General features: G+C 69.8%; 12 protein-coding genes. 8 read left to right on the top strand and 4 right to left on the bottom strand.

Going from position 1 to position 13,890, the window contains the following annotated elements; translation table 11 throughout:
• Nucleotides 1-30 precede the first annotated feature (30 nt).
• Entirely contained in the window at nt 31-399 is a 369-nt protein-coding gene (locus LZ199_RS06160) for a Spx/MgsR family RNA polymerase-binding regulatory protein (RefSeq protein WP_253992706.1), read from the bottom strand.
• 106 nt (nt 400-505) lie between these two features.
• On the opposite strand from LZ199_RS06160, the gene LZ199_RS06155 reads away from it, so the two are divergent.
• On the top strand, nt 506-1,747 hold the full coding sequence (locus tag LZ199_RS06155; protein WP_253992705.1) for a right-handed parallel beta-helix repeat-containing protein: 1,242 nt from the start codon (nt 506-508) through the stop codon (nt 1,745-1,747).
• Nucleotides 1,748-1,926: 179 nt separating this feature from the next.
• Here the strand turns inward: LZ199_RS06155 and LZ199_RS06150 are convergent, their stop codons facing one another.
• A complete protein-coding gene (locus LZ199_RS06150) occupies nt 1,927-2,817 on the bottom strand; it encodes a LysR family transcriptional regulator (protein ID WP_253992704.1) in 891 nt (296 codons plus the stop codon).
• A 129-nt stretch (nt 2,818-2,946) separates the two neighbouring features.
• On the opposite strand from LZ199_RS06150, the gene LZ199_RS06145 reads away from it, so the two are divergent.
• The 5 genes from LZ199_RS06145 to LZ199_RS06125 all read left to right on the top strand — a co-directional run bounded on the left by LZ199_RS06145 (nt 2,947) and on the right by LZ199_RS06125 (nt 9,372).
• Nucleotides 2,947-3,699, top strand: coding sequence for an outer membrane beta-barrel protein (locus LZ199_RS06145; protein ID WP_253992703.1), 753 nt, complete (start codon nt 2,947-2,949; stop codon nt 3,697-3,699).
• Between the two features lie 174 nt (nt 3,700-3,873).
• On the top strand, nt 3,874-5,160 hold the full coding sequence (locus tag LZ199_RS06140; RefSeq protein WP_253992702.1) for an SBBP repeat-containing protein: 1,287 nt from the start codon (nt 3,874-3,876) through the stop codon (nt 5,158-5,160).
• Nucleotides 5,161-5,281: 121 nt separating this feature from the next.
• Nucleotides 5,282-5,995: a ribose-5-phosphate isomerase RpiA gene (gene rpiA / locus LZ199_RS06135; RefSeq protein ID WP_253992701.1), complete on the top strand. Its 714-nt coding sequence runs from the start codon at nt 5,282-5,284 to the stop codon at nt 5,993-5,995.
• A 321-nt stretch (nt 5,996-6,316) separates the two neighbouring features.
• Entirely contained in the window at nt 6,317-7,930 is a 1,614-nt protein-coding gene (locus LZ199_RS06130; RefSeq protein ID WP_253992700.1) for a DUF1592 domain-containing protein, read from the top strand.
• Nucleotides 7,931-7,935: 5 nt separating this feature from the next.
• Nucleotides 7,936-9,372 (top strand): DUF1552 domain-containing protein, encoded by a 1,437-nt coding sequence (locus LZ199_RS06125; RefSeq protein WP_253992699.1) that lies wholly within the window; start codon nt 7,936-7,938, stop codon nt 9,370-9,372.
• Nucleotides 9,373-9,636: 264 nt separating this feature from the next.
• On the opposite strand, the gene LZ199_RS06120 is transcribed toward LZ199_RS06125, so the two are convergent.
• A complete protein-coding gene (locus LZ199_RS06120) occupies nt 9,637-10,659 on the bottom strand; it encodes a metal-dependent hydrolase (protein ID WP_253992698.1) in 1,023 nt (340 codons plus the stop codon).
• 125 nt (nt 10,660-10,784) lie between these two features.
• A complete protein-coding gene (locus LZ199_RS06115) occupies nt 10,785-12,092 on the bottom strand; it encodes a pectinacetylesterase family protein (protein WP_253992697.1) in 1,308 nt (435 codons plus the stop codon).
• Between the two features lie 166 nt (nt 12,093-12,258).
• Between LZ199_RS06115 and LZ199_RS06110 the strand changes: the two genes are divergently transcribed.
• Nucleotides 12,259-12,957 carry a hypothetical protein gene (locus tag LZ199_RS06110; protein ID WP_253992990.1) on the top strand — a complete coding sequence of 233 codons (699 nt, stop codon included), beginning with the start codon at nt 12,259-12,261 and terminating at the stop codon, nt 12,955-12,957.
• Between the two features lie 98 nt (nt 12,958-13,055).
• Nucleotides 13,056-13,889 (top strand): sensor histidine kinase, encoded by an 834-nt coding sequence (locus LZ199_RS06105; protein WP_253992696.1) that lies wholly within the window; start codon nt 13,056-13,058, stop codon nt 13,887-13,889.
• Nucleotide 13,890: the final 1 nt, after the last annotated feature.

Genomic DNA, 13,890 nt, shown 5'->3' with positions numbered 1-13,890 from the left:
CGTGTGTGCGCTCGCCCGCCCGCCCGGCCTTCAACCTCCCGAGGGGAACACTCGCGCCCAGCTCTCCGGCTGGAAGCCCACGAGGACGACGGTGGGCGTGACGAGCACGGGCCGCTTGACGAGCTTGCCGTCGGCGGCGAGCCACGTGTGCAGCTCCGCGTCACTCGCCGCGTCCACCTTGGGCTTGCCCAGGGCGCGATAGCTCTGCCCGCTGGTGTTGAGCCACTTGCGCACGGACACCCCGCTACGGGGTATCCACTGCGCCAGCTCCGCGACAGTGGGCGGGCTGTCGACGATGGGGCGCACGCGGTGGGGCACCCCCTGGGCCTCCAGCCACTTCAGCGCCTTCTTGCAGGTGGAACAGCCGGAGTAGGAGAGGACGAGGACCTCGTTCGACATGGCGCGCGCTTCTACCAGTCCGGACGCGGTTTGCGAGCGGCCACGACGCCGTGCTAGCGCGCCGGGTATGGACACGTCCGCCTCCGAGAGTGTGAAGCGCTTGCTCATGACGGTGTTGACGCTGGGGGTGCTCGTCACGGCCTGCTCGTCGACGCCTGAGAAGCCCGGAGTCGTCCCCGAGGGTGACGGTGGCACACCGGACGCGGGAGACGGGGGGCCCATCGATGCGGGACCCATCATCGAGGTTCCCGAGGACGGAGGCACCGTCATCACCGGCACGCTGTCCGGGACGCTGACGGAGGCGGGCTCGCCGTACCGCGTGCTCGGCGACGCGCAGGGCGTCGTCACCATCCCCAAGGGACAGGTGCTCACGGTGCAGCCGGGCGTCATCCTCGACTTCAAGGGGCGCCCGGAGGTGACGGAGGCCGACGTGGAGTCAGGCGCGCCCGACAGTGTGGTGAACCACCATGACGGGCGCGTGGAGGTGCGCGTCTACGGCGGCATCCAGGTGCGCGGCACCGCGGAGAAGCCCGTGCTGCTCACGTCCACCAATCGCTACGGCTGGTGGGGGATGAACTTCTTCGGAGAGAACTCCGTGGGCGATGGAGACCCTGTCTTCGAGCACATGGTCTTCGAGAAGGTCCGCAAGAATGACTACAACGGCAACCGCGACAAGACGCGCGGCGCGCTGTGGGCCTACTACCCGGGGCCGGTGACGATTCGCCACGCCGTGTTTCGCGACAACCAGGCCTCGGCCAAGTGTGGCGCGCTGGACTTGATGTTCACCGTGGGCTCGCGCGTGGAGGACTCGCTGTTCGAGGGCAATCGCACGTCGGACATCGACCGCTTCGCGCAGGCGGGCACGTCGTCCATGGCGGGAGGCGGAGCCATGTGCGTGACGCATGGGCGCGACTCCGTGGTGCGGGGCAATACCTTCCGAGACAACGGCCTGGAGGCCTTCCGGGGCGCCGTCACCAGCGCGCTCGAGCCGCGCCCGCTCCTCGCGTGGCCCAACGCGCAGAACATCTATGATTTGGGCGGCGGTGGCGTGCTGCACTACTTCCAGCCGAACAACGACCTGGTCGAGAACAACACCTTCGAGAACAACTTCGTGACGCAGGGGCCGGGCGCGGCCATCTACCTGGAGGACATGGGCACCCGCGCCCTCACGCTGCGCGGCAACCGCTTCCTGCGCAACCGCGCGGGCGCGGGCGGCGTGGTGGTGTGCAACCGGGGCGGCGGCGCGGTGGAGCTGGTGGTGGCCACCGACAACGTCTTCACCGACAACACGGTGAACGGGCGCGCGGCGCCGAACGTGACGGGAGACTGCACCACCGCCGCGCAGTAGTCCCGGACGCGGCCCCGCCTCACACCCGCGCGGACGTTGCTGAGGAGGCTGCCCCGTGAGTGTCTTCACCACACGGCGGGGGTCCACGCCTCACGCCCGCGGGGCCGTCACCGAGGAAGCTGTGCTCCGGAGAGTGTCTTCACCACGCGGCGCGTTCCCTCCTCACACCCACGCGGACGTCACTGCGGAGGCTCCGTCCCGGTGAGCGTCTTCACCACGCGGCGCGCGGCGCGGCCCAGCCTCACGCCCGCGCGGTGGTGGAGCTTGGGGAGGAACGCATGGGTGGAGCCGCTCGCCGGCTTCAGGAGCTTCAGCTCGCCCCGGCGCAGCTCGCGCGAGGCCAGGTGCTCCGGCAGCCACCCGTAGCCCAGGCCCTCCAGGATGGCCGCCTTCTTCGCCGCGAAGTCATTGAGGTGCACCGTGGAGCGCATCTCCAGGGAGACGGTGCTGAGCTGGAGCCGGGGGTCGGAGCCCCGCACCGTGAGCAGCAGGTGCTCCGCCAACTCCTCTTCCTGGAGCGTCCCGCGCCGCCGCCGCGCCAGCGGATGGGAGCGATGCGCGACGAGCAGCGCCTTCAGCTCCGGCAGCGCATAGCCCCGGAGGCCCGGCAGCGAGGGCGGCAGCACGGACACCATCAGGTCCGCCTCGTCCCGCACGAAGGCTGCTTCCACTCCCGCGAGAAATTCCGATGACACATGGAATCGCGTGCCCGCACCCTCCGCCCTGAGCGCCTTCACCACGCGTAACAATGGCTCTGCCGGGAAGACGCCGTCGAAGACGATGCGCAGCGTGGGCTCCCAGCCGGCGCGAATCTCCGCGCACGTCGCCTCCAGCTCCCGCTCCGCCGCGAGCAGCTTGCGACAGTGCTCCAGCACTCGCTCTCCCGCAGGCGTCAGCCGCGTGCGATAGCCACGCCTGTCGAGCAGCTCCAGCTCCGTCTGCCCCTCCAGCGTGCGCAGGGTGTAGAGCACCGCCGTGTGCCCTTTTCCCAGCGCCTGCGCCGCGGCGGCGAAGGTGCCGTGGCGGGCGAGCGCATCCAAGGCGCGGGCCTGCTCCAAGGTGACGTTCATCGCCCGCATTGTGCACGGTGCTGACAGTCAGTGCTGACCCACCGTCACAATCGTAGTCGTGACGCGGCGCGGCTTACTTGTGTGATGGCTGCTGTTCTAGAGTCAACTCTCCATTCTATGGAGGGGTTTATGACGGGAAGGCTGAGTTGGGCCCTGGCAGCGGCGGTCGCATTGGGTTCCGCGGGCGCGAGCGCTCAGGAAGTCGCGACGTACAGCGCGCCGACGGGACTGGAAGTCACGGTCGGCCTCGGGTTTCAGGCGGGAGCGGGATACGTCTACAAGAACGGTATGCGGCTGGACCGCACCGTGGGTGATGTGAAGTTGAGCGACGCCGCGAACGGCGCGGTGCCCTTCCTGGTGGAGCTGGGCTACCGCGTGACGCCGAACTGGTTCGTCGGCGCCTACGGGAGCTACTCGTACATCCTCGCCAAGGAGAACCCGTACTCCTGCTTCGAGGGTTGGGAGTGCGCGGCCTCGCAGCTGCGGTTCGGTCCTCAGGTGCAGTATCACTTCTCTCCCACGGCCTCGTTCGACCCCTTCGTCGGCGTCGGCTTCGGCATGGTGATCCTCAACAACAAGAACTCCGGCCCCACGCAGATTCCGACGCAGGCCGGTCCGGTGACGGCGAACCTGGAGCTGAAGAGCCAGACGCGCGGCCCCGAGTTCGTGAACGTCACCGTGGGTGGCAAGTGGCGGCTGGGGCACTCGCTGTCCTTCGGCCCCTACCTCACCGGCACCTACGCGCGGTACACGACGCGCTCCGGCGACACCACGCTGACGGCCCCCGTGTTGCCGGCGCCCCAGAAGACGCCGCTGGGCTTCGCCGAGGACGGCCCGTACGGCCTCATCATGCTGGGCATCCGAGGTAGCTGGAACATCTGAGCTGTCGAGCTGTTGAACCGGGGGCCTGCTTCGGGCTGGCCCCTGGTGTGACGCGGAGTGCCCAACGCTCCGCGTCGCCCCTTTCCGAACAGAGGGGCTCTCCTTCCGAGATGCTTCGCGCCCGGGACACACGTCAGAGTGCGGGCGGAAACTTTCATCTCGATAGGAGTCCCCATGATTCGGAAGTGGTGGAGTGGAGCGTGTGGTGTCGCGAGCGCGGTGGCCATCCTGGGAACACTGCCCGCGAGTGCCCAGGCCCTGACGCCGCCTGACTGGCAACGACAACTGGGAAGCACCGCGGACGAGCTGGCGCTGTCCGTGTCCTCCGTGGGCGACGCCGTCTATGTGGCGGGCCACACCGGTGGACAGCTCGGCTCCACGCCGTCGTCGGGTGGCCAGGACGTCTTCGTCGCGAAGTATGGCTTGGACGGCGCGCTTGCGTGGGTCCGGCAGGTGGGCACGGCGATGAATGACCGGGCGCTGGCGGTGACAGCGGACCTGGCGGGCAACGTCTACGTCGCGGGCTACACGTGGGGCAGCTTCCTGCCGTTCGTGAACGCGGGGGGCACGGACTTCTTCGTGCTGAAGCTCGACGCGACGGGCGCGCTGGCCTGGGTGCAGCAGTTCGGAACGGAGACGGACGACTTCGCCACGGGCATCGCCGTCACGCGCCGCGCGGGGCAGGACGGCCTCTTCATCTCCGGCTACTCGCTGGGGCGAATCGACGGGACGCCCTCGCCGGGCAACTACGACGTGGTGGTGGCCAAGTTCGACACCGGCGGCAACCCGTACTGGACGCGGCAGTTCGGCTCAGGCCGGAGCGACGTGGCCCTGGGCGTGGCGGTGGGCCCGAGCGAGGACGTCTACGTCGCCGGCTACACGATGGGCAGCCTGGACGGTGTCACCCTTCCGGGAACGACGGTGGACCTCTTCCTGGCGAAGTACGACGTGCTCGGCGCCGCGCAGTGGGTCCGCCAGCTGGGCTCCGCGAGCGACGAGTACGGCACGGGTGTGGCGGTGGACGAGGACGGCGCGGCCTACGTGTCCGGCTACACCTTCGGCGCGCTCGACGGGAATGTCCGCGTGGGCACGTACGACGCGGTGCTGGTGAAGTACGACGCGGCGGGCGGCAGGAAGTGGACGCGGCAGCTGGGCACGACGACGACGGACTACGCGCAGGGCGTGGCGGTGGACACGAACGGCGCGGTCCACCTGGTGGGCCACACCTCGGGCGCGCTGGACGGCAACGTGTCGCTGGGCAGCGGCGACGTGTTCCTGTCCACGTACGACACCGCGGGCAACCGGCTCGGCACGCGGCAGGTGGGCTCCAGCGCGGCGGACCGCGGGCAGGCCGTCACCGTGGGCGCTGACGGGGCCGCGTACGCGGTGGGCTACACCTGGGGCAGCCTGCCTGGAAGCACCAGCGCGGGCGGCTACGACTCCATCCTCTTCCGCTTCTAGGCGGAGCCGAGCCTTCGAGCTCTCGCTGGGGGCGCGTGTCGGGTGGCGAGCGTCGACACCCGTTCCCCGCGAGGCGATGTACCTTTCCCTCACGCGGCAGGATGGACGAAGGAGCGGGGTGATGGAGTTCGACTCGAGCGCGCGGACGGGCCGCTACAAGCGAGCGGCGGCCGAGGCGGCGGTGGACCGGTTCTTCCTGCCGGGGATGCGCGTGGGCCTGGGCACTGGCAGCACCGCGGCCTTCGCAGTGAGGCGGCTGGCGGCGCTGCGCGCGCAGGGCCACCTGCTCGACGTCGTGGGTGTCCCCACGTCGCATGCCACCGAGGCGCTGGCGCTGGAGCTGAGCATTCCCCTCACCACGCTGGAGGAGCACCCGGAGCTGGACGTCACCATCGACGGCGCCGACGAGGTGGCGCCGGACCTGTCCGTCATCAAGGGCGGTGGTGGCGCGCTCCTGCGCGAGAAGATTGTCGCCCAGGCCAGCCGCCGCGTCGTCATCATCGCGGACGTAGCGAAGCTGTCACCGAAGCTCGGCACCCACTGGCCCGTGCCGGTGGAGGTGCTGTCGTTCGGCTGGCGCTCGCAGCAGCTCTTCCTGGAGTCGCTCGGCGCGCGCGTGACGCCACGCCGGGGCACCGACGGCGTGCCCTTCCTCACGGACCAGGGCAACCTCGTGCTCGACTGCGCCTTCGGTCCCCTCGACGCGCCGTCGGAGCTGGCCGCGCGACTGGGCGCGCGCGCGGGCATCGTCGGTCATGGCCTGTTCCTCGGCGTGGCCACGGACCTGATGGTCGCGGGCCCCGGCGGTGTCGAGCACCGCGTGCGCACCGTGTGAGCACTGACAAGCGCTGTGCGCGCGTGAGGGCTCGTCTGCTCGGATGAAGGGCGGGCATTCGCGGGTGGGCGAGTGTCGCGTGGGTCAGCTCCACTCCACTGCTGCGGGGCTCGCGCACGTGGGGCGCGCGACGTGGACGTAGGCGACTGTCGGGCGCGTGCGCTGACGTTTCTCGCGGGCTTGGAAGAGCGTGGAGCGCGGCCCTCACATGGTGCGTCAAAAAGTGCCGAGGCCGCGACAGCGCGCGCGGTTACACTCGCCTGCGTACCGGCGCTTCAGAGGGGGTTTCTGGGGGCTGCTGGGCCAGAGGGTGCCTTTCGCATGAGAATCGTTCGTTACTGCCTCCCCGCGGCACTGCTGTTGGTGACCGCATCCTGCTCAGGCGACACATCCGGCGGAGACCCTCCCGAGGTATCGGAGGCAGCCCCCGCGCGCGTGCGTCGCATCACCCGGGCCGAATACGACAACAGCGTCTACAGCATCGTGAAGAACCCCACGCTGGTGCCCATGGCGCAGCTCTTCGCGCCCGAAGACGCCATCCTCGGCTACACCACGCATGACCGGCTCCAGGTGACGCCGCTGCTCGCCGACCAGCTCGACTCCGCGGCGGAGCGCAACTGGGGCCCTGTCGCCGTCAACAACCTGGCCAGCGAGTACGCCTGCGCCGCGGGGCAGAACGAGGACGACTGCGCGAAGGCGTTCATCCGCGCGCTGGGCGCTCGGGCCTTCCGCCGGCCGGTGACGGCCGAGGACGAAGCGGACCTGCTCGCGCTGTGGAAGGCGGTGCTCAAGGACTCGGACCCGAAGACGGCGGCGGAGACGGTCATCCAGGCCGTGCTGACGTCGGCGTCGTTCCTGTACCGCACGGAGCTGGGCGAGTCGGGTGGACCCGCGAACAAGGTGGTGTGGTTGACGCAGCAGGAGATCGCGACGGCGCTGTCGTTCGCGGTGACGGGCGCGCCTCCCGACGCGGAGCTGAAAGACGCCGCCGCCGCGGGGCGGCTCAAGACGGCCGATGCGCGCGAGGCCCAGGTGCGTCGCCTGCTGAAGACCGAGGCCTCCCAGAAGTACCTCGAGCGCTTCGTCGTGGAGTGGCTCGGGTTGTCCGGCCTGGACAGCCTCAACAAGAACAACCAGGTGTTCCCGGACTTCAGCCAGGTCTTCAAGATCTCCGCGCGCGCTGAGACGATGGCCTTCATCAACCACGTCCTCGCCAACGAGGGGGGCTCCGTGAAGGAGCTGTTGAGCGCGAACTACACCTTCGCCAACGGCCTGATGTCGGAGTTCTACGGCACGTCGCTGACGCCGGATGGCAGCCTCGGCCGGGTGCCGCTGCCGGCCAACCGGGTGGGCATCCTCACGCACGCGAGCGTGCTGACGACGTACGCGCTGTTCGACTCCAGCTCGCCCATCCGCCGCGGCAAGTTCGTCCTCACGCGCCTCTTGTGCCGTGACGTCCCGCCGCCCCCGCCGTCCGTCATCATCATCCCGCCCGCCGTCACGCCGGACAGCACCACCCGCGCGCGCTTCGCCGCCCACACCGACAACCCCACCTGCGCGGGCTGCCACCGACAGCTGGACCCCATCGGCTTCGGCATGGAGGACTACGACGGCGTGGGCAAGTACCGCACGAAGGAGAACGGCCTGGACGTGGATGCCAGCGGCTCCGTCGAGTACGCCGAAGGCAAGTTCACCTTCACGGGCGGCGCCGAGCTCGCGCGCTGGCTCGCCAGCAGCGAGGACGTGGCCAACTGCGTGCCGCTGCAGCTCTTCCGCTACGTCATGGGGCGGGACGAGGACACCGTCGATGGGCCGGTGCTCACCGACATGCGCTCGCGCTTCCGCGCGGACCCGAAGCTGAAGCTGGGCGATGCCCTCGTCGGCCTCGTCCGCTCACCGTATTTCGTCCACCGGCGCACCCCTTCCCCCGAGTAGCCACCATGCTCCGCGAACTCTCACGACGCTCCCTGATAAAGACCCTGGCGGGCTCGGCGGCGGCGCTGCCCCTGGCCAACCTGCTCGGCACCACGGACGCGTATGCCCAGGGCACCACGCCCCCCATGCGCTTCATCGCCATCTTCACCTCCCACGGGTGCCTGCCGGAGTACTGGAACCCGCAGGGCGGCGAGACGGACTTCACCCTCGACTTCCCCAACTCCATGCTGTCGCCGCTCCAGGCCCACCGCTCCAAGCTGCTGGTGCTGGATGGCCTGGACTACCAGGTGCTCTACGAGCACGGCTTGACGGGCCACGAGGGCGGCCCCCTCACGTTCCTCACCGGCAGCAAGGTCAACACCGCCAGCGGTGACGACCTGCCGGAGAACGCCTCGCTGGACCAGGTCCTCGCGGCGCAGATTGGCGGCGCCACGCGCTTCCGCTCCCTCCAGCTCAACGCGTGGGAGCAGTTCGGCGGCCAGCACGTCTACAACAGCATCAGCTTCACGCCGAACGGCGGGCGCGTGCCCTTCGAGAGAGACCCGGCGGGCGTCTACCAGCGCCTGTTCGGCAACGCGCCGTCGCCCACGTCGGACCCGGGGGAGAACGCGCGCGCGGTCGCGCGTCGCAGGAGCCTCCTGGACTACCTGGTCAAGGACGCCACCCGGCTGCGCAACCGCCTGGCGGGCCCGGAGCGGCAGAAGCTGGAGACGCATCTGGAGTCGCTGCGTGACATCGAGCGCCGGCTGGGCTCGCTGGGCACGTCCCCCACGCCCTCGCAGGAGCCGGTGCCGGCGGAGGCCGCGTGCAGCGGCGGCACGGCGCCTCCGGGGTACGATTTGGGCCAGCTCGGCAACCTGGAGAACATGCCGACGCTGACCAAGCTCCACATGGACCTCATCGTCCGGGCCTTCGCGTGTGACTTGACGCGCGTGGTGACGATGACGATTCCGGGCCCGTCGATGCCGTGGCTCGGCATCAATGAGGACACGCACAACGACCTGGCGCACCGCCTGGACGTGACGGCGGAGCCCTTGCGCTCGGAGATTCGCGGGAAGATGGTGAAGGTGCAGCGCTGGTACGCCGAGCAGGTGGCGTACCTCATGAACGGCCTGGCCTCCGTGCAGGAGGGCAGCGGCACCGCGCTGGACAACACCCTCATCCTCTGGGGCAACGAGCTGGGAGATGCGTCCGGCCACATGAACGTGCGCGTGCCCACGGTGCTCGCGGGCGGCGCGGCCGGGAAGTTCCGCATGGGCCGCTTCCTGCGCCTGCGTCCCGCCGGCTCCAACCCTCTGAACAACTGGGGCGGGCCCGGGACGCCGCTGACGGGCGCGGTCGCCCACAACAAGCTGCTGGTGTCCATCGCCCAGGCCTTCGGGGTGAACGTGAACACCTTCGGCCACCCGGACTTCAAGGGCCCGCTGTCGGGCCTCACCTGAGCTGAGTCCGTCGTCTCGCGGCGGGGCGCTCTCGTCCCGCCGCGAGGTTCCCTTCGGGTCCGAGCCTGGGGCTCGAAGGGCAGCAGACTCCGCGCCGCCGCGTCAGGGCGCTCTCGTCCCGCAGCGAGGTCCCCTTCGGGTCCGAGCCTGGGGCTCGAAGGGCAGCAGACTCCGCGCCGCCGCGTCAGGGCGCTCTCGTCCCGCCGCGAGGTCCCCTTTGGACCCGGGCATGTGACTCGAAGGGTAGCACCCTCGCCGTCCGTGTCAGGGAGCTTCGGGCTTCGGCTCGGCGTCTCCACCGCGCCACCGGCGCAGCAGCTCGGAGGCGCTGCCGCCTCGCTCCAGCCTCGCGTCCGTCACCGTCCCCGCTGTGTCCACGCGCACCACGAAGGTGAGCGTGGGCTCGCCATTCAGGTGGTAGCGCAGGTCCGCGACGCGCACCTCGCGTCCCCCCTCCACCGGCGTCACCGTCACCACCGGGAAGCGCGCCCAGGCCAGGGCCTCGCGCACGGTGGGCACCTCGCGCAGTTCCACGGGCAGCACATCCAGGGGGGCCTCCACCCTGCGGGCCTCCCTTGGCGCGCCGAGCAACGTCACGTCCCCCGCGGCCAGGACTTCGCCGGGAAGGCGCGCCACGTACCTCCACGTGTTGAAGGAGAGGGGCGCGGGGAAGACGCGGACGGCCTGGGCGCCAGGGTATGTGCCGTCCACCCGCCGCGTCAGCACGCCCCAGGACGCGACGCGCGCGCCCACATAGGCCGTGGCGCAGGCGAGCCCCACCAGCAGCGCGCGCCGCCACACCGTGCGCCGTCGCCACGCCACCACCGTCCCCGCCACCAGCGGCAGCGTCACCCACGGGTCCACCACCACCGTCCAGTCCAGGCTCAGCCGCGCATCGGAGAAGGGCAGCAGCACCCGCGTGCCCCAGCCGGTCCACAAGTCGGGGAGCAGGTGCGCGAAGAGCACGGACGTCAGGCTGGAGAGGAACACCGGGAGCGGCCGCGTGCCCTGGCGGAACACGGCCCAGGCCATGAGCGTGGCGATGAGGGCGACGACGGGCGCGAAGACAAGCGAGTGGGACAGGCCCCGGTGCGCATGCAGCGCCACCGTCACCGCGTCACCGCGTGCCAGGAGGGTGTCCAGGTCCGGCAGCTCGGCGGCCAGCACGCTCGCCAGCAGCACCGCGCGGTCCGTGGATGAAGAGCGCTCCGGTGAGTCGGGGCGTACGTCGGGCCGGCGCAGCGCGCCGACAGCCAGTCCCAAGAGCCCGTGCGTGAGGTTGTCCATGGCGCGGTGTGGCTCTAGCGCCTTCTTCGCACGGGGGCCAGCGGCGGGACGCAAGACAACGCCTTGCGTCCCGTCGCCAGCGATACGGCTGGTGCAGCGACTGCTTCAGCCGGTGGGCCGGTGAACTACCCGCCCAGCGCGCCGTTGATGAGCGGCGCGACGATGCCCATGCCCGGGTCCTCGGCGTTGTAGCCGTTGGCGGGCTCGTAGATGCGCACGCGCTGGTTGTTGCCCACGAAGCGCGTGAGGAACGTGTCCATGCCCACGAACTCGCTGCGGCACTTCCACGACTGCCACGGCGCTTCGATGTACTCGTACCACTTCTTCTTCTCCATCTGCTGGCAGGCGTGCGAGCCGATGAAGGTGATGATGGTGCTGCAGTGGCTGGAGTTGATGGCGCGCTCGTGCGGGATGAAGTAGCTGAAGTTGTTGTACTTGTTCAGCTCCGCCACCATCGCGGCCTCGTCCGCCTTCCAGTACGCGTGCACGGACTCCTTGTCGTTCGGCGTGTGGAAGCGCTCATAGGAGAAGCGCGAGTAGTTGTAGTCACGCGTGTAGCCCGTGTACGCGAGCTGGTCATTCGGGAACTCCGTGGCCACCATGCGGTTGATGGTGCCGAAGTCGTTCTGGCTGAACGACGCGGGCAGCAGGCCGAACACGGAGTTCAGGTTCCACGACTCGCGAATCTTGTCGTGCAGGGCGCGCGACTTGAAGTTGGCGTTGGGCGCCAGGAAGATGGGGCCGGAGTCGTTGAGCAGGTAGCCCCGCGCCGGGTTGATGATGCGACGCGCGAAGTAGTAGCCCGCCGACGTCGCCGTGCCGCCCGCGCTGTAGCCCGTCATCAGGAACTTCTGCACGTTGGGGAACTGCGACTTCGTGTAGTTCGCCACCGCCAGGGTGTTGGTGTAGCCGCTGTGGTGCCACGTGAGCGGCGGGTTCGCGCCCGTCGGGTCCACGTACGTCTTCGAGTTGTTGCCGATGTGCACGTCGCCGGTGCAGTACGGCACGTAGACGATGTTCCAGCCGTTCGTCACCAGCGTCGTCTTGCTGCGGCCCGGCAGGCCCGGGTCGGCGCCGTTGACGAGCGGCGAGACGTACTTCGCCGTGAACTGGGTGATGTAGTCGTCGGCGATGCCGTTGGGGTTCGCCGCGCCAAGGAGGCCCGCGCGGCCGCTACAGGTGTCGTAGTCCCAGCACGCGCCGCCGCCCTCGAGGAGCATCAGCACGTTGGGCGAGTTCGTCTTGTGGACGAAGAACTTGAACTGGGAGCCATTGCCACACTTCGTCCCAGGCAGCTCCACCTTCTGCCAGTTGTAGTTGTTGCCGCCATCCACCAGCACGCTGACGATGGATGAGACGATGACTTCCGAGCGGGCGGCGCTGGGGACCATCAGCGCAGCGACAGCGAGGCACGCCACGAGTACGCGCTTCATGCAGGCTCCTCCGGGTTTGGGGGGAAACCGGTTCTAGCTCACGTTGACCCGGGAGTCAGTGCTGAATGTGTTGTTTCATGTTTCGAGCACCCCGGTGGATTGTGATGCATTGCGGCATGACAAGGGTTGGTTGCCAGGTGCGCGAGGCACGCGGTATTCGGACGTCATGTCCGACAAAGCTGGGTCGAAGCGGCTGGGCTGGCTGGCGGGGCTCGCGGGTGTGGCGCTGGTGGCCGCGCTCGTGTTCGCCCTGAGCGGAGGAGAGGCGCCGCCCCCGGTGCCCGAGCCAGAGACGGCCACCGCGCCCACCTCGCCGCCCCCCGTCGCGCCCGTGCCCTCGCGGCCCGCCGCGCCCACCCCTCCGCCGGGAATGACAAGCAGCGTCATTCCGGAGGCGTACCGGGCGCCGGAGCCCGGGCCTGACGTGGATGGCGAGCCCGCGGCCTATCCCTTGGATTTGGAGGTGCTGCGCGCGAAGCTGCCGGACAACCTGTACTGGGAGCTGGGCGCGCCGACGAAGGACCCGGAGCTGCTGCGCAAGCGCGAGGAGGAGACGCGCAAGTGGAATGAAGTCTTTGGCCGGGTGCAGTCGGGTGACGCCACCGAGTCGGAGATTCGCGGGTACTACGACCGACGACGCAAGGTGTCAGAGGACATGTTGCAGTTCGCGACCACGGTGCTCACGGAGCAGGGCGACAAGCTGCCCGAGCGTGACAAGGGTTTGTACGAGCTGAGCATCAACATGCACCGCACGCGGCTGTCGGAGTACTCGCGCCAGGAGGAGGAGTCGCTGGCGCACCGCCGCGCGGCGGAGCAGCGCCGCGAGCAGTGGCGGCAGAGCCAGCAGGGGCAGCAGCAGCCGTGAGCGCGGGGCCCGCGCGTGTTGGATAGTGGAAGCTTGCGGGGAGCCCTGGCCAGGCGCCGGATTGGTGCGGGCCGCCTGCTCCGCTAGAGACGCGGGGCATGGCGGTGGAGACGAGTCGGAAGGGTTCGCCCGTCGAGGGCGAGCACGCGGCGGGCTCTCCGGATGAGTCGCGCCGGCCCGCGGGGGCGCTGGAGCAACGGGTGGCGGAGCGGACGGCCGCCCTGGAGGCCGCGCTGCGGGTGCGCGACGAGTTCCTGTCCGTGGCCTCCCACGAGCTGCGCACGCCCCTGACGTCGCTGCGGCTCTACGTGGACGGCCTGGTGCACTCCGCGGGGCTTGGCGCGCTGGAGCCCTCGGACGTCCCCAGGCGACTGGCCCGGGTCCAGGACCAGTGCCGGCGGCTGGACAGGCTCATCGCCACGCTCCTGGACGTGTCGCTCCTTTCCACCCAGCGCCCGGTGCTGGACCTGGAGGAGGTGGACCTGGGGCAGCTCGTCCGCCACACCGTGGAGCGGATGGAGGAGGACGTGCGGCGCGCGGGGTGTGATTTGTGCCTGCGCGCCCCGCTCGGAATCGTGGGCGCGTGGGACCGCACGCGCGTGGAGCAGGTCTTCACCAACCTGCTCACCAATGCCCTGCGGCACGCGGCGGGGACGGCGATTGAAGTGGCGCTCCGCGAGGAGGGCCAGGCCGTGCTGTTGTGGGTGAAGGACGGGGGAGCGGGCATCTCCCCGGAGGACCAGGAGCGGCTGTTCCAGCGCTTCTCGCGCCTGGACTCGAGGCGCCCCGGCTTCGGGTTGGGGCTGTGGATCTCCCGGCAGCTCGTCGAGCTCCACGGGGGCACCCTGTCCGTGACGAGCACCCCGGGCCAGGGAGCCTGTTTCACCGTGCGCTTGCCGCTGCCTGCTCCCGCTCCGCCCCCAAGCCCCTGAG

The organism is Myxococcus qinghaiensis (assembly GCF_024198215.1).
In the GTDB taxonomy this organism is placed as follows: domain Bacteria; phylum Myxococcota; class Myxococcia; order Myxococcales; family Myxococcaceae; genus Myxococcus; species Myxococcus qinghaiensis.
The sequence above is the reverse complement of the archived record's forward strand: the minus strand, read 5'-3'. Positions and strand labels throughout refer to the sequence as shown.